Source organism: Mycobacterium fragae (genome assembly GCF_002102185.1).
Lineage (GTDB): Bacteria > Actinomycetota > Actinomycetes > Mycobacteriales > Mycobacteriaceae > Mycobacterium > Mycobacterium fragae.
The window spans coordinates 148664-165988 of the sequence record NZ_LQOW01000025.1; the positions used below are offsets into that span (position 1 = coordinate 148664).

Here is a 17325-nt window from a genome sequence, read left to right on the forward strand (position 1 = left end):
CCATGACCCTGAACCTGTCCGTCGACGAAGTCCTCACCACCACCCGATCGGTGCGCAAGCGCCTCGACCTGGACAAGCCGGTACCTCGCGAGGTCATCACCGAGTGCCTCGAGTTGGCGCTACAGGCACCGACCGGTTCCAACTCACAGGGTTGGCAGTGGGTATTCGTCGAGGACCCCGACAAAAAGAAGGCGCTCGCCGATATCTACAACGCCAACGCGAAGCCCTACGTCGACCAGCCGAGGCCGGCCTACGGCGACATGCGCGACGAGCGCATGGGATTGGTCAGAGACTCCGCAAAGTTTCTGATCGAGCATTTCCACGAGGTGCCGGTGCTGTTGGTTCCGTGTCTGCAGGGACGTCCGGACAACGCACCCGCCGGAATGAGCGCGTCGTTCTGGGGATCGCTTCTTCCGGCGGTGTGGAGTTTCATGCTGGCGCTGCGTTCGCGCGGCCTTGGGTCGGCCTGGACCACACTGCATCTGATCGGCGACGGCGAAAAGCAAGCCGCCGAGCTGCTCGGCATTCCCTACGACGAATACAGCCAGGGCGGGCTGTTTCCGATCGCCTATACCAAGGGCACGAACTTCAAACCGGCCAAGCGGCTACCCGCCGAGGCCGTCACCCACTGGAACACCTGGTAACCAGACCGCGCCGAAGTGGCGACTCGGCGATCGACCCTTCATACCGCTCCGGGGAATCCATGCTGACGCCACGCCTCGTAGACGGCGACTGCGGCGGCGTTGGACAAATTCAGTGAGCGCCGTCCGCTCAGCATCGGAATCCGCACGCGGTCGGTGATGTGCACGTCGGCCAGCGTCGTCGCGTCCAGTCCGGTGGGCTCCGGCCCGAACATCAACACGTCGCCGGGCTGATAGCGCACGTCGGTGAAAAGTGACGGCGCCCGCGCGGTGAAGGCGAACACCCGCCCCGGCGACAGCGCTTTCCACGCCGCATCCAGTGACGCATGCACGGTGACCGACGCCAGGTCGTGGTAGTCCAACCCGGCCCGCCGCAGTTTCGGTTCGGACAGATCAAAGCCGAGCGGTTCGACGAGGTGCAATTCGCTGCCGGTGGCAGCTGCGGTCCGAATTGCATTGCCCGTGTTGGGTGCGATACGCGGGGAGTAGAACAGCAGCCGGAACATCGATCGATCATGGCAGTTTGGCCGTCGGCAATTTGCTCAGCTATCCTTTGCGCAGTCTGGCGCAGGTCGGCGAACTCTGTCTGTTCAGTAAGAATTGTGGTCACCGTAGCCGCTGGCTGGCATACTCGTCGAATTGCCAGGCGTATATCGCTCGCCCGCCTGATCAGGGCGGGTGGATTTAGCAGGAAGTCCCAAAGACGATGGCGCAAACACTGGATCGAACAATGCAAACCAGCGGAGCGGTCGGTAGCACGGCCGCGGTCCGGTGACGATGTTTGCCCGCCCGGCTCGGGCGGCCGCGCCAGCCATAGATGATCCTGCGGACGGCAACGTCCACGAGTCCGCCCCCGCGAAACGTCCGGCCTCCTGGGCACTGCGAAACTGGCCGGTCCGGTGGAAAGTCGTTGCGATCGTCGCCCTCCCGCTGGTGCTGGCGATGGTTTTCGGCGGATTGCGTATCTACGGTGCGCTGAGCGATGCCGGCAAGCTGCGATTGGCCGCTGACCGCGCCGAGATGGTTCCGGCGATTACCAAATACATGTCCGCACTCGACACCGCCTGGCTGGCGAATTCCACCGGCGGCGACGTCGAGGGTGCGAAGAAGAATTACCAGGCCCGCAAAAGCGAACTGGAGGCGCGGCTGGCCGACACCGACGTCGCGGCCGATGTGCGCTCCGGCGTCGGCGTCCTGCTGAACGGCGGCCAGGCCCTGCTGGACAGGGTGGCGTCGAACCAGATCGGTGTGCGCGACCAGGTGACCACGTACGCCCCGATCCTGTTGACGGCCGAGAACGCGATCGACGGATCGGTGCGCGTCGACGACGAGAAGCTTCGGGCTGCGGCCCAGGGGTTGAGCCGCGCGATCGGGGCCCGCGGGCAGATGCAGATGCAGCAGCTGCTGATCACCCGCGGCGGCGACCTGCCCGAGCCGGAATTGCGCACGTCGATGATGACGCTGGCCGGCACCGAGCCGTCGACGCTGTTCGCGCTGGCCGAGGTGCTCGGCGTCGGCTCGCCGGAAGCCAAGCAGCTGCAGCAGCAGATGGTGACCCGGATGGCGGTCATGTCCGATCCGCGAAGCCTGCTCGTCAACAACCCGGCGCTGCTGCGGTCGATTCACGTGACGGACACGATCGCCGCGCAGGTGATCAAGGACACCACCGCGTCGGTGACGAAGTCGGTGGAGAATCGGGCCAACGATCGGCGCCACGCCGCGATCCGCGACAGTGTCTTGGTCCTGGCCGCCATCGTCGCCGCACTGGTCATCGTGCTGCTGGTGGCGCGCTCGCTGATCCAGCCGCTGCGCCTTCTGCGGGACAGCGCGTTGAAGGTCGCCCACGATGATCTCGAGCGTGAGATCACCCGGGTCCGCGCCGGCGACGACAGGGCCCCCGAGCCGCTGCCGGTGTACACCACCGAAGAGATCGGCCAGGTCGCGCACGCGGTCGACGAGCTGCACACCCAGGCACTGCTGTTGGCCGGTGATGAGGCCCGGCTGCGGCTCCTGGTCAACGACATGTTCGAGACCATGTCGCGGCGCAACCGTTCGCTGGTCGATCAGCAGCTCTCGCTCATCGACCGGCTGGAACGCAACGAAGAGGACCCCGATCGGCTGGAAAGCCTGTTCCGCCTCGACCACCTCGCCGCCCGGATGCGACGCAACGGCGCCAACCTGCTGGTGCTGGCGGGCGCGCAGAGCGCACGGGGCGAACAGCGGGGACCGGTGCCGTTGTCAGCGGTGATCAATGCGGCGGCCTCCGAGGTCGAGGACTATCGCCGCGTGGAGACGTCGATGGTGCCCGACGGCATGGTCACCGGCGCCGCGGCCGGCGACATCGTTCATCTGCTCGCGGAGCTGATCGACAATGCACTGCGCTACTCGCCGCCCGCCTCACCGGTACGGGTCTCGGCCGCACGCCGCCGCGACGCCGGGATTCTGCTGGAGGTCATCGACGTCGGGCTGGGCATGACCGACGGCGACCGGCGCATCGCCAACATGCGGCTGCGCTCGGGCGGCGAGGTCACCCCGGAGAATGCCCGCCACATGGGTCTTTTCGTGGTCGGCCGGCTGGCCGACCGGCACGGGATCCGGGTGCGCCTGCGCGGCTCGTCGACAGAGCAACGGCGATCGGGTACGACGGCCGAGATCTATCTGCCGCCCAGGCTGCTGGTCGGAGCGGACGACGGATACGCTGCGCCGCGGCCCGCCGCCGCCCCGCGGCCCGGCGCGCCGGTCAGGGCCGAGCAGCCAGTGGCCGCACCGGATTACCCGGATTCCCGGGAAGCGAACGACCTTGCCGCCGCGGCGGACACGGCGGAGCGCAACGGCTCCCACCCGGGTGAAGCACCGATCAGCCTCTTGCCGCGCCGCAGCCCCGGGTCCAGCGGCATCACCGGTGCCCCGCCCCGGCGCGAGCCACCACCGCCGCCGCGCCGCGAGCCACCGCCGCCTCGGCGCGAGGACACGGTTGAGCCGACGCCGGAACCCCCTGCGGCCCAACCGGTGTCGAACACCGCCTCGTTCTTCAGCTCACGCAGGCGAGCCCAACAAGAAGAGCAGCCCGATGAGCAGGAAACCGATGACGGTTGGCCCCTCGACGTGGCCGCACCGTCGGACGAGGACGAGGCCCCCGAGACCGATCTGATCTACCAACGGATGCTTTCCGAGTGGCTGGTCGACCCGCACGAGTTGGCGCACAGCGCCGACCTGGATTGGAAGTCGGTTTGGGACCGCGGCTGGTCGGCGGCCGCGGAGGTCGAGAACGCGCCGGTACACGCCCACACCGACCACGGTCTGCCCGTGCGCGAGCCCGGTGCCCGCCTGGTGCCGGGTGCGGCCATCCCGGAGGCAGAGGCGCCGCTCAATGGAGTCGGTCATCACCGGGCCGAAGAGCGCAACGGGGTAGCATCCAACGGCGGATTACATTCCGCCTCGATGCCGGAGCAGAAGTCTCGGCATCAGGCGCCGGCGCGAGACCCCGACGCGATCCGCGCTTCCATCAGCAGCCATTTCGGCGGGGTGCGGGCGGGACGATCGCATGCCCGCGAGACAGATCAAGGACAGGATGACGAATGACGTTCGCTTCCGAGCAGTCGCGTTCCGACAATTCCCTGGACTGGCTGGTATCGAATTTCGCCCGCGAGGTTCCAGGGGTGTCACACGCGATCCTGGTATCCGTCGACGGGCTGTTGATCGCGGCCAGTGAGCACCTGCCGCCGGAACGGGCGGACCAGCTGGCCGCGGTGTCGTCCGGACTGGCCAGCCTGGCCACCGGCGCCGCGCAGCTGTTCGACGGCGGCCAGGTGCTGCAGTCCGTGGTGGAGATGGAAAACGGCTATTTGTTGCTGATGCGGGTCGGTGACGGCTCGCATCTGGCGACGCTGGCCGCGACGTCCTGTGATATCGGCCAGATCGGTTACGAGATGGCCGTCCTTGTTGAACGGGTGGGCGGCGTCGTGCAGTCGTCGCGACGCGCTCCTTCACACTCGTGAGCCGCGATGGACAGCCGCGAGCCGCCGACACCCGCAGCTGAGGCGAGCCTGGTCCGCCCGTACACTCTGACGGCCGGACGCACCCACACCAGCGTCGAGCTTCCGCTGGAAGCGCCGGTACAGGCGACGCAGTCGGCACTGTTTCACCGATGGCCAACCGATGACATGCGAGGCAAGATCGTCCAACTGTGTATCAAGAGCCCATCCGTCGCGGAGATCTCGGCTCGGCTGGATCTGCCGCTCGGTGTGGCCCGCGTGTTGGTCGGCGATCTGGTGACCTCCGGCTACCTTCGGGTGAACCGGACCTTGACTGAGCTTTCGACCCGCGACGAACGCCGCGAACTGATAGGAAGGACGCTCCGTGGCCTACGAGCACTCTAAGTCGGGGCAGCACCCGCGCCCGGGCGCGCGGGACACCGCCTCGACGAAGATCGTGATCTCGGGCGGTTTCGGTGCCGGTAAGACGACTTTTGTCGGCGCGGTGTCAGAGATCATGCCGCTGCGAACCGAGGCGATGGTCACCGATGCTTCCGAAGGCGTGGACATGCTGGAGGCCACCCCAGACAAGCGGACCACCACAGTGGCGATGGACTTCGGCCGGATCACGTTGGAAGAAGACTTGGTGCTCTACCTGTTCGGCACTCCGGGTCAGCGCCGCTTCTGGTTCATGTGGGACGACTTGGTGCGCGGCGCGATCGGCGCGATCATCCTGGTGGACTGCCGGCGGCTGCAGGACAGCTTCGCGGCGGTCGACTTCTTCGAGCACCGCAACCTGCCGTTCCTCATCGCGATCAACGAATTCGAAGGTGCGCCAAGGTATCCGGTCGAAGAGGTGCGCAAGGCGCTGACCCTGCCCGAGCAAATCCCGGTCATCACGGTAGATGCGCGCGATCGCAAGTCGGCGACCGATGCGCTGATCGCGGTCAGCGAGTACGCGCTGGCCAGCCTGACACCGACGGGAAGCTGAAAGTGGTTGCGGCTCAGCGCTTGAGCCGGATGTGCCACCGGATGTAGACGACGTACGCCACGGACAACAGCGCGAGCATGCCCATGTCGAACAGGTAGATGTGCTTCGAGTGTTGCCACCACCGGTCGTCCGTTGGGACTTGCGGAACCTTCACCAGGTGCGGGAAGTCGACCGACGACGCGCCGGCCGCGAATCCCCAGCGACCGGGCGTCACAAAGGACAGCTGGTTGAGACCGAACCGGCCGGTCACCGGGATCCCCATCCCGCCGCAGAGCACCAGCTGGGACATGATCGAGACCACCAGCAACGGCATGATCTGCTCGTTGGATTGCGCGATCGCCGACAGCAGCAGGCCGAGCATCGCCGAGGCGACACAGGTGGCCGCGACGGTGAAAAACAGCGAGAGCGTGGCGCTGCCCAAGAACGGCGGATCCGCGGTCGGTGCCCCCTTGCCGAGTCTCACGATTGCGGTTGAGATCGCTGCCTGCAGAGTCGCGAAAGCGGAGAACACCGCGACTTTGGCCAGCAGGTAAGCCGTGGTGGACAGGCCCACCGCCTGTTCTCGGCGGAAGATCGGGCGCTCGCCGATCAGGTCGCGGATGGTCAGCGCGGTACCCATGAAAACAGCACCAATACACAGCAGCACCATGATGTACTGCGGCTCTGTGGGCGCCGGCCCAGTCGGGGAAGCAGGACCGAGACCGGGTTTCGGGCCTTTCACGGTCAGCGCCAGCGCGCCCATGAGGAAAGGCAACACCGCAAGGAACACGGTATAGCCGCGGTCGGAGACGACGAGCCGAACCTGGCGACGCGCAATCGTCGAAAGCTGACGCAGCAGGTTCGTGTGCACCGGCTCGCCCAGGTCTGCCGGGCTTTCCTTGGCCGGTACCTGCTCGGCCTGTCTGTCGCCCTTCCTTTCCAGGAAGCGGCGATTGGCTTCGTCCGGGTCGGCGCCGACCTTAGCGAAAATGTCGGCCCAGTTACGGGTCCCCATGGCCGCCTCGACCTGGTCGGGCGGACCGTTGAACGCCGTCTTGCCGCCGGGGGCCATCAGCAGCAGCTGGTCACAGACGTCGAGGTAAGACACCGAGTGCGTCACCACCAGCACCACGCGGCCTGCGTCGGCGAGCTGACGCAGCATGAGCATGACCTGACGGTCCAGCGCCGGATCCAGACCCGACGTCGGCTCGTCGAGCAGCAGCAACGACGGTTGGGTGAGTAGCTCCAACGCCACCGAGGCGCGCTTGCGCTGGCCGCCGGAGAGCTTGTCCACCCGGGTGTCGGCATGCTTGGTCAGGTCCAGTTCCTCGAGCACCTGCGCCACCACCTGGGCGCGCTCCTGCTTGCTGGTGTCGGGCGGGAGCCGCAGCTCGGCGGCATAACCCAACGCCTGGTTGACGGTCAGCTGGCGGTGCACCACGTCGTCCTGCGGGACCATCCCGATCCGGCTGCGCATCGTCGCGTACTCGGCGTGGATGTCGTGGCCCTCGAAGGTGACCGACCCTCCGCTGGGACGGGTGTAGCCGGCGATCAGCCGGGACAACGTCGTCTTGCCCGCGCCGGACCCGCCGATGATCGCGGTGAGGGTGCCCGGTCGGGCAGTCAGGGAAATGTTGTCCAGCAGTTGCTTGCCGTCGATCTTGAAGTACGCCCCCTTCACCTCCAGACCGCCGCTTCGGGTCGCCGCTTCGGTGCGGCGAACCAGGTTGCCATCGGAGAAAACCAGGTCGATGTTGCCGATCGTGACCACGTCGCCCTCGTTGAGCACCGCCGAGCCCACGCGTACGCCGTTGACGAATGTCCCGTTGATGCTGCGGGCGTCGCGGATTTCGGTGCCCAGTGGCGTTTGAACGAGAAACGCGTGATGGCGCGACGCCAGCACATCCTGGATCACGATGTCGTTGTCGTTGGCGCGGCCGATCGTCGCGGATCCCGGCGGCTTCTCCGGTGCCGCTGCTCCGGGCAGGATGGCCTGGAACATCTTCGTCGCCAAGTTCCCCACTTCGGGCGGCTTGCTGGCCGGCGGTGCCATCCGGGTTTCTGGGTGGTAGTCGGCCGGGGGCTGTGCGCCGGACCCGCCCACAGGGGCCGCGGGCTGCCTGGGCGGATAGGCCGGTGGCCGCTGGCCGCCGCTCGGATAGGCCGGCTGCGGCGGTGGTCCCGGCGCGATGCGCGGCGGGGCTCCGGGCTGCGGTCGCGACGGCGCCAACCCGGGCGGGGGTCCGCTCGGCTGGCGGGCCGGCTGGGCGTACGCCCGCGGGGCTCCGGAGGGTTGCGCAATACGCATCGACGCGGTCTGCGGTGGGCGGCCGGCCATCCCCGCGTGGTGTCCGATTTCGAACGTCAGCTGCGGCCCGTCGGGGTTGCCGATGTTGATGGTCTGACCGTCGTGAATGTCGACCACAGGCACTCGGCGCCCGTTCACGTACGTCCCGTTCAACGAACCGTTGTCGATGGCCAGCCAGCGGCCCTGCTCGAAGCGCAGCAGCAGATGCGCGCGCGAGATCAGCGGATGGGTGACGCGCATGTCGGCGCGGAGGTCGCGTCCGACTACTACGTCATGACCCGCTGCGAAGGTTCGTTGAGACCCGTCGTACCGAACTGTCAGCGCGGGCGGTGCTGCTTGACTCATCGACCCAACTGTAGCTGCTTGATTCACCGGATCGACTGTATCGGTTGTGTCCCAGTCGGCTAAGGGGCGAGAGCGTCCGGGGCGCCGGTCACCACGCAGCGGGTGCGGCTGTAGATCGTCGGCATGCATTGGTTGCAGTGCGTACACGCCGAATGCACCCGGTCGCCTTCGGTCGCCAGCCGGTTGACCAAGTCCGGCTCGGCCAGCAGCGCCCGGGCCATCGCGACAAACTGGAATCCCTCCGCCATCGCCAGGTCCATCGTCTCCCGGTTGGTGATGCCGCCCAGCAGAATGAGCGGCATCGACAGCTCGGCGCGGAACAGCTTGGCGTCACGCAACAAGTACGCGTCTCGGTAGGGGTACTCGCGCAGGAACTTCTTGCCGGTCATGCGCATGCCCCAGCGCACCGGCGGCTTGAACGCGCCGGCGAACTCCTTGACCGGCGCGTCACCGCGGAACAGATACATCGGGTTGACCAGCGAGCTGCCCGCCGTGAGTTCGATCGCGTCCAGCCCGCCGTCGTCCTGCAACCACTTGGCGGTGGTCAACGCCTCTTCGGTGGAGATGCCGCCGCGTACCCCGTCGGCCATGTTGAGTTTGGCCGTGACCGCGATCGGGGTGCCCTCCTTCTCCACCGCGCGTCGCACGGCCATCACCATCCCGCGGGCCACCTTGGCTCGGTTCTCCAGCGATCCGCCGAACTCGTCGTTGCGACGATTGATCAACGGAGAAAGAAAGGAACTCGCGAAATAGTTATGACCCAAATGGATTTCGACCGCGTCGAAACCCGCTTCGATGGCAAGCCGGGCCGCGTTGGCGTGCGCGGCTATCACGTCGTCGATGTCCTCGCGGGTCGCCTTCTTGGCGAAGCGCATTCCGATCGGGTTGAAGAACCGCACCGGCGCCAGCGCCGTGGCCTTGTTGGTTTTGGCGTTGGCCACGGGACCGGCGTGGCCGATCTGAGCGCTGACGGCCGAGCCCTCGGCGTGGATCGCGTCGGTGAGCCGGCGAAACCCAGGCACCGCTTCCGGACGCATCCAGATTCCGTTGCCTTCGGTGCGTCCACCCTGGGAGACCGCGCAGTACGCCACGGTCGTCATGCCGACCCCGCCGGCGGCCGGCAGCCGGTGATATTCGATCAGGTCGTCGGTGACCAGTGCGTCCGGTGTGCGGGCTTCGAAGGTGGCGGCCTTGATGATCCGGTTGCGCAGCGTCACCGGACCGAGCTTGGCCGGGGCGAACACGTCCAGGGTGGGCATACCGGGGAGCGTACGCGGGCGTGCCAGACTGTCAGGCGTGGGTGCGATCACGTTGGACGGCAAGGCCACGCGCGACGAGATCTTCGTCGACCTCAAGCAGCGAGTGGCCGCATTGACCGCATCGGGCCGCACACCCGGACTGGGCACAATCCTGGTGGGCGACGATCCCGGATCACAGGCCTACGTCCGTGGCAAGCATTCCGACTCCGCCAAGGTCGGTATCACGTCGATTCGCCGCGACCTGCCGGCCGACGTCAGCCAGGCCAAACTCGACGAGACCATCGACGAGCTCAACGCCAACCCCGAGTGCACGGGCTACATCGTGCAGCTGCCGCTGCCCAAGCACCTGGATGAGAACGCCGCCCTGGAGCGGGTCGACCCGACCAAGGACGTCGACGGCCTGCACCCGACGAACCTGGGGCGGCTGGTGCTGGGCACCCCCGCACCGCTGCCCTGCACGGCGCGCGGCATCGTGCACCTGCTGCGCCGCTACGACGTCGAAATCGCCGGCGCCCACGTGGTCGTCATCGGCCGGGGCGTGACGGTTGGGCGTCCGTTGGGCCTACTGCTGACCCGCCGCTCGGAGAATGCCACGGCGACGTTGTGCCACACCGGAACTCGTAACCTCGCCGCGCTGACCCGTCAGGCCGACATCATCGTGGCTGCCGTGGGTGTCCCGCACCTGCTGACCGCCGACATGGTGCGGCCGGGCGCGGCGGTGGTGGACGTCGGCGTCAGCCGGACCGACGACGGGCTGGTCGGCGACGTGCATCCCGATGTGTGGGAGGTCGCCGGTCACGTGTCGCCGAACCCCGGCGGTGTCGGCCCGCTGACGCGGGCGTTCCTGCTGACCAACGTCGTCGAATTGGCCGAGGCCGCGCGATGACTGTGACAGAGCAGACCCGCAGGATCTTCGCCGCCCAATGGCCGATCGTGATGGTGGAGCTGGTCTTCGTGGTGGCATTCGCGTTGGCGGCGGCAGAGTTCTGGCGCCGTGGCGCATTGTTGATCGGCATCGGCGTGGGCGTGGCCGCGGTGCTGCGGCTGGTGTTGCCCGACGAGCACGCCGGCCTTCTGGTGGTGCGCAGCAAGGCGATCGACTTCGCTACCACCGCGCTCGTGGCGGCGGCGATGGTCTACATCGCGTCGACGATCGACCCGTTGGGAACGCGTTAGTGGCGATCGCGAGCGCGGCGAAGCCGGGCGCTGCGGGTCGCCACCATCCGGCTACAGACCGGGCACGCCCGGCATGCCCGGCACCGCGGGCAGGTTGGGCATCTGGCCGTTCTCGATCGACGCCATCATCGACGGGCAGTACATCGAAATCGCAATGCTGGTGAACATCTGCGCCATGGCCGGCGACATGCCGGTGTTGCCGACCACGCTCGATGCGGCGGACGCGAACGACCCGCCGGGCTTTGACAGCATCGGGCAAACGGACTGGCCGAGCGCAGCCGTGCCGGCCGGATCTTGGTAGTGGACGCCGGCGCCGCTGAGCGCCGAGAGAAAAGAATCGTCGATCGCGTCTGCGTGCGCCGGCGCCGCCAATGCGGTGACGGCAGTGGCCAGCGCGGCCGCGGCCGCCAATGAAATCGGGTTGCGACGCATTCCCGGAAGTCTGCGTTACCGCCGTCACGGCTACAACACGAAGCGGTAAAGGTTCGCGCACGTTTCGGTGGTCACGCGAGCGACACGTCCTGCGGTGCCGCGGTTTTTGCCGTCCTGTGGTTAAGACTGCGGCGGTGGCACGTGAATTCTCACGCCAGACCTTTCTGCGTGGCGCGGCTGGAGCGTTGGCCGCCGGCACGGTGTTCGGCTCGATCCGGGCCACCGCAGACCCGAATCCCACCGGCTGGGAAGGTCTTTCGGCCACCATCGGCGGACACGTGCTGACGCCGGGCGATGGTCCCCAATTCGCCTCGGCCAAACAGGTTTTCAACACCAACTACAGCGACTTGACGCCGGCGGCTGTTGTCACCCCGACGTCGGCGGCGGACGTGCAGAAGGCGATGGCATTCGCCGCCGCCAACCATCTCAAGGTCGCGCCGCGCGGGGGCGGACACTCGTATGTGGGCGCGTCCACGGCGAACGGCACCATGGTGCTCGACCTGCGCCAGCTGCCTGGCGACATCAATCTCGACCCCGCGACCGGATACGTGACCGTGACGCCCGCGACCAGTCTGTATGCGCTACACCAGGCGTTGGCCGCGGCCGGGCGGGGGATCCCGACGGGCACCTGCCCGTCGGTCGGTACTGCCGGGCACGCCCTGGGCGGCGGGCTGGGCGCCCAGTCCCGGCACGCAGGCCTGATGTGTGACGCGTTGACCGCGGCATCGGTGGTGCTGCCCGGCGGCCAGGCGGTCACCGCCTCTGCCAACAGCCAACCCGACCTGTTCTGGGCGTTGCGCGGCGGCGGGGGCGGGAACTTCGGGGTGACGACCTCGCTGACCTTCGCCACGTTCCGCACCGGCGACGTCGACGTGGTGAACCTCAATTTCCCGCCGCAGTCATTCGCTCAAGTTCTGGTCGGCTGGCAGAACTGGCTGCGCACCGCCGACCGCGGCAGCTGGGCGCTGGCCGACGCCACCGCCGACCCGATGGGTCCGCATTGTCGAATCCTCGCCACCTGCCCGGCCGGCTCGGGTAACGGCGTGGCGGGCGCGATCACCAAAGCCGTTGGGATGCAACCGACCGGGACCGAAAACCACACGTTCAATTACTTGGACCTGGTCCGTTATCTCGCCGTCGGCAACCTCAACCCGTCGCCGCTCGGATATGTCGGCGGATCCGATGTCTTGCCGACGATGACCGCGCCCGTGGCTCAGGGGATCGCCTCGGCATTCGACGCTTTCCCGCGTGGGGCGGGTCGTGCGCTGGTGATCATGCATGCGCTCGACGGCGCCCTCGCCGATGTGGCCCCGGGAGCCTCGGCCTTTCCGTGGCGTCGGCAGGGGTCGGTGGTGCAGTGGTACGTCGAAACAGCCGGTTCACCAGCGGCGGCCACCGGCTGGCTGCACACGGCACATCAAGCCGTGCGACAGTATTCGGTCGGCGGCTATGTGAACTATCTGGAGGCCAACGACCCGCCGTCGCGATACTTCGGCACGAATCTGGGCCGGCTGAGCGCCGTACGGCAGCGGTATGATCCCGGCCGGGTCATGTTCTCCGGGCTCAACTTCTGAGTGCCGAGTGTGGACTTGTTGCACGCAAATCGCGAAAAACCGTGCAACAACTCCACATTCGGCGTGGCTTAAGACAGCGTTGCCCGTACGCAGACCGTGACATACGGCAGCGCAAGGCCTTCTTTGTTGGCCAACGCCGGATGAGTGGCCAGCAACTCGCGCACCTGCTCCAGCGTCTTGGTGCGCACTTCGGCCGGTGAGGTGATGCAGTAGGTGCGGGACGCCACTAGGTCGATCAATGCCTGCGGCGTCAGGTAATTCGTCCACTCGACCTGGTGACGCGCCAACCCGGTGAACGGTTCGGGCAGGGTGACCCTGTCGCGCACCGGGTCGCCGTCGCGCCCGATGATGCGGCCCAGCTCACGCACCCAGCCGAGCCGCTCGTCGCGGGTGTTCCACACCAGGCCCAACCGCCCGCCCGGCCGCAGTACCCGGGCCAGTTCGGGAATGGCCTGCTCCGGGTTGAACCAGTGCCAGGCCTGCGCCACGAGCACCGCGTCGACGCTGTTGTCCGCCAAGGGAATCTCCTCCGCGGTGCCCAGTAATGCCGGGGTATCGGGCAGCGATCTGCGCAGTACGTCGAGCATCTCGGGGATCGGGTCGACGGCTACCACGTCCAGCCCGCGTTCCACCAGCCGGGTGGTCAGCTTGCCGGTGCCCGCGCCGAGGTCGAGTACGTCGCGCGCTTCCGTCGGGAGCAGCCAGTCGATCGCCTCCGGCGGGTACGACGGGCGGCCACGCTCGTATGCGGCGGCTTCGGCGCCGAACGACAGCGAGGCGGCCCGCTCGGAGCGAGTCACCGCGGGCGCGCACCTTCCGCGGCGGCCAATTCGAGGGTCTGTCGGATGAGGTCACCGACGGCCTCGGTTTCCAGCAGAAAGCCGTCATGCCCGTAGATCGAGTCCACAATCTGCAGCTCGCTACAGCCGGGCATCAGCTCGGCCAGCTCCTCCTGCAGCCGCAGCGGGTAAAGCCGGTCCGAGGTGATTCCGGCGACCACCACCGGTACGGGGCAGCCGCGAAGCGCCGCGCTGACCCCGCCGCGGCCCCGGCCGACGTCGTGGCGGGACAGTGCATCGGTGAGGGTCACGTAGCTGCCGGCATCGAAGCGGGTCACCAGCTTGCTGCCCTGATGCTCCAGGTAGCTCTGCACCGCGTAGCGACCACCCCTGACCGGATCCTCGGTGCCCTGGGCGTCGTTGGCGAAGCGGGTGTCCAGCTCGACCTCGCCGCGATAGGTCAGATGCGCGAAGCGGCGGGCGATCTGCAGGCCGGCGTCGGGACTGCGCCCGGTGTCGTAGTAGTCGCCGCCCTGCCAGTCCGGGTCGGCCTTGATGACCGCGACCTGGGTGCTCTGCGTGCCGATCTGGTCGGCGGTCGCGCGCGCACCCACCGCCAGCAGCAGCCCCGAGCCGACCCGGTCGGGATGGCTGACGACCCACTCCAGCGCCCGCGCGCCGCCCATCGACCCGCCGACCACGGCGGCGACCTCGCTGATGCCCAGCGCCGCCAGCGCCGCCACGTCGGCCTCGACCTGATCCCGCACCGAGATCACCGGAAACCGGGAGCCCCAGGGCTTTCCGTCCCGGGCCAGTGAGCTCGGTCCGGTCGAGCCGCGGCAGCCGCCCAGCACATTGGTGGCCACCGCGCACCACCGATCGGTGTCGATCGGTGCGCCCGGTCCGGCCACCCCGTCCCACCATCCAGGTGTCGGGTGGCCGGGCCCGGCGGGTCCGGTGATGTGCGAATCGCCGGTCAGCGCGTGCAACACCACCACGACGTTGTCGCGGGCAGGCGACAGCTTGCCCCACCGCTGGACAGCGATACAGACGTCGTGGATCACCTCGCCGTTTTCCAACGTCAGCGAGCCGATGTCGACGATCCCGGTCTCGCCTTCGGCGGGCAGGGCCTGGGTGGGCACGTCGAAGATCGTCACCTCGGGCCTCCTCGCTGGTGCCCCGACGGATCGGCCTCGATGTCGTTACCAGTGCTCACAAGCATGCTTTCTGCTGGAAGGTTCGTTGCTCGCAGGACTGCGGACGCCATCTCGAGACGACGTCAACCGGCGGCCATGCGTTCAGCAACGGCGAGACACGATGGGCCAGCCCAAATAGGCGCGCATCAGGTTTCCCTGTCTACTCGGGGGGCCCGTCACGGCGGACCCGCGCTTGCCGCGTAGCCGGTTGTGGCTACTCAACCTGGTCATCACCCGGGGCACCCCACCGCGGTTGGAGGGTTGCCGACCAGCAAGCCGGGGCTTGACGCTGGCGCTCATGACCGATCTGCAGCCTATCGCACCACGCCGACCCCGTGCCAGCAGGTGCGCCCGCGCAGGCTATCCGGGTACGCGATACTGAACGCCATGAACGCCGAGCAGCCGACCATCATCTACACGCTGACCGATGAGGCGCCGCTGCTGGCGACCTACGCCTTTCTGCCGGTAGTGCGCGCCTTCACCGAGCCGGCCGGCATCAAGGTGAAGACCAGCGACATCTCGGTGGCCACCCGCATCCTGGCCGAATTTCCCGACTACCTCACCGAAGAGCAGCGGGTTTCGGACAACCTGGCTGAACTGGGCCGCCTGACGCAGCTGCCCGACACCAACATCATCAAGCTGCCGAACATCAGCGCCTCGGTGCCGCAGCTGGTGGCCGCTATCCGGGAACTGCAGGCAAAGGGCTACAAGCTTCCGGACTATCCGGTGAACCCCACGACCGATGAGGAAAAAGACATCCGTAACCGCTACGCCAAATGCCTTGGCAGCGCGGTGAACCCGGTGCTGCGGGAGGGCAACTCGGACCGCCGGGCACCCAAGGCGGTCAAGGAGTACGCGCGCAAGAACCCGCACAGCATGGGCGAGTGGTCGATGGCCTCGCGCACCCACGTGGCGACCATGCGGCACGGCGACTTCTATCACGGCGAGAAGTCGATGACGCTGGACCGCGCCCGCGACGTGAAGATGGAACTGCTGACCAAAAGCGGCAAGACGATGGTGCTCAAGCCGAAGGTGTCGCTGGGCGACGGCGACATCATCGACAGCATGTTCATGAGCAAGAAGGCCTTGTGTGAGTTCTACGAAGAGCAGATGGAGGATGCGCGCAAGACCGGCGTGATGTTCTCTTTGCACGTCAAGGCCACGATGATGAAGGTCAGCCACCCCATCGTGTTCGGCCACGCGGTGAAGACCTTCTACAAGGACGCCTTCGCCAAGCACCAGAAACTCTTCGACGAACTGGGCGTCAACGTCAACAACGGGTTGGTCGACCTGTACAGCAAGATCGAGTCGCTGCCGGCATCCCAGCACGACGAGATCATCCGTGACCTGCACGCCTGCCATGAGCACCGCCCCGAGTTGGCGATGGTCGATTCGGCCAAGGGAATCTCGAACTTCCATTCGCCCAGCGACGTGATCGTGGACGCCTCGATGCCCGCGATGATCCGCGCCGGCGGCAAGATGTACGGCGCCGACGGGCGGCCCAAGGACACCAAGGCGGTGAACCCCGAGTCCACTTTCTCGCGCATCTACCAGGAGATCATCAACTTCTGTAAGACCAACGGCGCGTTCGATCCGACCACGATGGGCACCGTCCCCAATGTCGGCCTGATGGCGCAGCAGGCCGAGGAGTACGGCTCGCACGACAAGACCTTCGAGGTGCCCGAGGACGGTGTGGCCAACATCGTCGACCTGGCCACCGGTGAAGTCTTGCTGACCCAGAACGTGGAAGCCGGCGACATCTGGCGGATGTGCATAGCCAAGGACGCAGCGATTCGCGACTGGGTCAAGCTGGCCGTCACCCGTGCGCGGAACTCCGGTATGCCGGTGGTGTTCTGGCTGGACCCGTACCGTCCGCATGAGAACGAGATGATCAAGAAGGTCAAGGCATACCTGAACGATCAGTACACCAGCGGCCTCGACATCCAGATCATGTCCCAGGTGCGCGCCATGCGGTACACGCTGGAGCGCCTGATCCGCGGGCTGGATACCATCGCCGCCACCGGCAACATCCTGCGCGACTACCTCACCGACCTGTTCCCGATCCTGGAACTGGGGACCAGCGCCAAGATGCTGTCCATCGTGCCGCTGATGGCCGGCGGCGGAATGTACGAAACCGGGGCCGGCGGCTCGGCGCCCAAGCACGTCCACCAACTGGTGGAGGAAAACCATCTGCGCTGGGATTCGCTCGGCGAGTTCCTCGCTCTGGGCGCTTGTTTCGAAGATATGGGCATCAAGACCAGCAACGCGCGGGCCGAGATTCTGGCCAAGACGCTGGACGCCGCGATCGGCAAGCTGCTGGACAACAAGAAGAGCCCGTCGCGCAAGACCGGCGAGCTGGACAACCGGGGAAGCCAGTTCTACCTCGCCATGTACTGGGCGCAAGAACTCGCCGCACAGAACGACGACCAGGAACTGCGCAAGCACTTCGCCGCACTCGCCGATGCGCTGGCCGAGGCCGAGGATGCCATCGTCACCGAACTCAACGAGGCACAGGGCAACCCGGTGGACATCGGTGGCTACTACGCGCCGGACCCCGCCATGACCACCGCGGTGATGCGGCCGAGCAAAACATTCAATGCTGCGCTCGCAGCTGCGCAAGGCTGACCGCGGTAACTGCGAAGGCCCCAATATTTCGGCAAGAATCCTTTTA

15 protein-coding genes and 1 riboswitch are annotated in these 17325 nt (G+C 67.0%); of the genes, 9 read left to right on the forward strand and 6 right to left on the reverse strand.

Annotated features, from left to right (window positions below; all coding sequences use genetic code 11):
* The first annotated feature begins 2 nt into the window (after positions 1 to 2).
* Complete coding sequence (locus tag AWC06_RS13910; protein ID WP_085198480.1) at positions 3 to 644, forward strand: nitroreductase family protein; 642 nt, start codon at positions 3 to 5, stop codon at positions 642 to 644.
* Positions 645 to 682: 38 nt separating this feature from the next.
* Here the strand turns inward: AWC06_RS13910 and AWC06_RS13915 are convergent, their stop codons facing one another.
* Positions 683 to 1147, reverse strand: coding sequence for a tRNA (cytidine(34)-2'-O)-methyltransferase (locus AWC06_RS13915; protein WP_085198482.1), 465 nt, complete (start codon positions 1145 to 1147; stop codon positions 683 to 685).
* A gap of 265 nt (positions 1148 to 1412) precedes the next feature.
* On the opposite strand from AWC06_RS13915, the gene AWC06_RS13920 reads away from it, so the two are divergent.
* The 4 genes from AWC06_RS13920 to AWC06_RS13935 are packed head-to-tail and all read left to right on the forward strand — an operon-like array spanning position 1413 to position 5606.
* Positions 1413 to 4223 (forward strand): sensor histidine kinase, encoded by a 2811-nt coding sequence (locus AWC06_RS13920; RefSeq protein WP_085198484.1) that lies wholly within the window; start codon positions 1413 to 1415, stop codon positions 4221 to 4223.
* Complete coding sequence (locus tag AWC06_RS13925; protein WP_085198486.1) at positions 4220 to 4639, forward strand: roadblock/LC7 domain-containing protein; 420 nt, start codon at positions 4220 to 4222, stop codon at positions 4637 to 4639. The genes AWC06_RS13920 and AWC06_RS13925 overlap by 4 nt, the downstream gene beginning before the upstream one ends.
* A 6-nt stretch (positions 4640 to 4645) precedes the next feature.
* The gene (locus AWC06_RS13930; RefSeq protein ID WP_085198488.1) at positions 4646 to 5020 is read left to right on the forward strand and encodes a DUF742 domain-containing protein; all 375 of its coding nucleotides are present in this window, start codon (positions 4646 to 4648) and stop codon (positions 5018 to 5020) included.
* The gene (locus AWC06_RS13935; protein ID WP_085198490.1) at positions 5001 to 5606 is read left to right on the forward strand and encodes a GTP-binding protein; all 606 of its coding nucleotides are present in this window, start codon (positions 5001 to 5003) and stop codon (positions 5604 to 5606) included. The genes AWC06_RS13930 and AWC06_RS13935 overlap by 20 nt, the downstream gene beginning before the upstream one ends.
* A gap of 13 nt (positions 5607 to 5619) precedes the next feature.
* Here the strand turns inward: AWC06_RS13935 and AWC06_RS13940 are convergent, their stop codons facing one another.
* On the reverse strand, positions 5620 to 8238 hold the full coding sequence (locus tag AWC06_RS13940) for an FHA domain-containing protein (protein ID WP_085198492.1): 2619 nt from the start codon (positions 8236 to 8238) through the stop codon (positions 5620 to 5622).
* Positions 8239 to 8297: 59 nt separating this feature from the next.
* On the reverse strand, positions 8298 to 9497 hold the full coding sequence (locus tag AWC06_RS13945) for an NADH:flavin oxidoreductase (RefSeq protein ID WP_085198493.1): 1200 nt from the start codon (positions 9495 to 9497) through the stop codon (positions 8298 to 8300).
* A 37-nt stretch (positions 9498 to 9534) separates the two neighbouring features.
* Between AWC06_RS13945 and AWC06_RS13950 the strand changes: the two genes are divergently transcribed.
* A complete protein-coding gene (locus tag AWC06_RS13950; protein WP_085198495.1) occupies positions 9535 to 10383 on the forward strand; it encodes a bifunctional methylenetetrahydrofolate dehydrogenase/methenyltetrahydrofolate cyclohydrolase in 849 nt (282 codons plus the stop codon).
* Positions 10380 to 10673, forward strand: a complete 294-nt coding sequence (locus tag AWC06_RS13955; RefSeq protein ID WP_085198497.1) for a DUF3017 domain-containing protein — start codon at positions 10380 to 10382, stop codon at positions 10671 to 10673. Before AWC06_RS13950 ends, AWC06_RS13955 begins: the two co-directional genes overlap by 4 nt.
* Before the next feature lie 51 nt (positions 10674 to 10724).
* Here AWC06_RS13955 and AWC06_RS13960 read toward each other — a convergent pair whose 3' ends face one another.
* Positions 10725 to 11105, reverse strand: coding sequence for a DUF732 domain-containing protein (locus AWC06_RS13960; protein ID WP_085198499.1), 381 nt, complete (start codon positions 11103 to 11105; stop codon positions 10725 to 10727).
* A 134-nt stretch (positions 11106 to 11239) separates the two neighbouring features.
* Here AWC06_RS13960 and AWC06_RS13965 point away from each other — a divergent pair, with 134 nt between their 5' ends.
* Positions 11240 to 12679 carry an FAD-binding oxidoreductase gene (locus tag AWC06_RS13965; RefSeq protein WP_085198501.1) on the forward strand — a complete coding sequence of 480 codons (1440 nt, stop codon included), beginning with the start codon at positions 11240 to 11242 and terminating at the stop codon, positions 12677 to 12679.
* Positions 12680 to 12747: 68 nt separating this feature from the next.
* Here the strand turns inward: AWC06_RS13965 and AWC06_RS13970 are convergent, their stop codons facing one another.
* Both AWC06_RS13970 and metX read right to left on the reverse strand, forming a co-directional pair.
* Positions 12748 to 13479 carry a class I SAM-dependent methyltransferase gene (locus tag AWC06_RS13970; RefSeq protein ID WP_085198503.1) on the reverse strand — a complete coding sequence of 244 codons (732 nt, stop codon included), beginning with the start codon at positions 13477 to 13479 and terminating at the stop codon, positions 12748 to 12750.
* Positions 13476 to 14615: a homoserine O-acetyltransferase MetX gene (metX, locus tag AWC06_RS13975; protein ID WP_085198505.1), complete on the reverse strand. Its 1140-nt coding sequence runs from the start codon at positions 14613 to 14615 to the stop codon at positions 13476 to 13478. Before metX ends, AWC06_RS13970 begins: the two co-directional genes overlap by 4 nt.
* Positions 14616 to 14838: 223 nt before the next feature.
* Positions 14839 to 14958: riboswitch (SAM riboswitch) on the reverse strand.
* Positions 14959 to 15041: 83 nt separating this feature from the next.
* Here metX and AWC06_RS13980 point away from each other — a divergent pair.
* Entirely contained in the window at positions 15042 to 17279 is a 2238-nt protein-coding gene (locus tag AWC06_RS13980; RefSeq protein ID WP_085198507.1) for an NADP-dependent isocitrate dehydrogenase, read from the forward strand.
* The last annotated feature ends 46 nt before the right edge of the window (positions 17280 to 17325 follow it).

Coding starts and splice junctions, on each gene's coding strand:
- AWC06_RS13925 (WP_085198486.1), top strand. CDS start 4,220: ATGACGTTCGCTTCCGAGCAGTCGCGTTCCGACAATTCCCTGGACTGG.
- AWC06_RS13915 (WP_085198482.1), bottom strand. CDS start 1,147: ATGTTCCGGCTGCTGTTCTACTCCCCGCGTATCGCACCCAACACGGGC.
- AWC06_RS13940 (WP_085198492.1), bottom strand. CDS start 8,238: ATGAGTCAAGCAGCACCGCCCGCGCTGACAGTTCGGTACGACGGGTCT.
- AWC06_RS13930 (WP_085198488.1), top strand. CDS start 4,646: ATGGACAGCCGCGAGCCGCCGACACCCGCAGCTGAGGCGAGCCTGGTC.
- AWC06_RS13910 (WP_085198480.1), top strand. CDS start 3: ATGACCCTGAACCTGTCCGTCGACGAAGTCCTCACCACCACCCGATCG.
- AWC06_RS13960 (WP_085198499.1), bottom strand. CDS start 11,105: ATGCGTCGCAACCCGATTTCATTGGCGGCCGCGGCCGCGCTGGCCACT.
- AWC06_RS13945 (WP_085198493.1), bottom strand. CDS start 9,497: ATGCCCACCCTGGACGTGTTCGCCCCGGCCAAGCTCGGTCCGGTGACG.
- AWC06_RS13955 (WP_085198497.1), top strand. CDS start 10,380: ATGACTGTGACAGAGCAGACCCGCAGGATCTTCGCCGCCCAATGGCCG.
- AWC06_RS13980 (WP_085198507.1), top strand. CDS start 15,042: ATGAACGCCGAGCAGCCGACCATCATCTACACGCTGACCGATGAGGCG.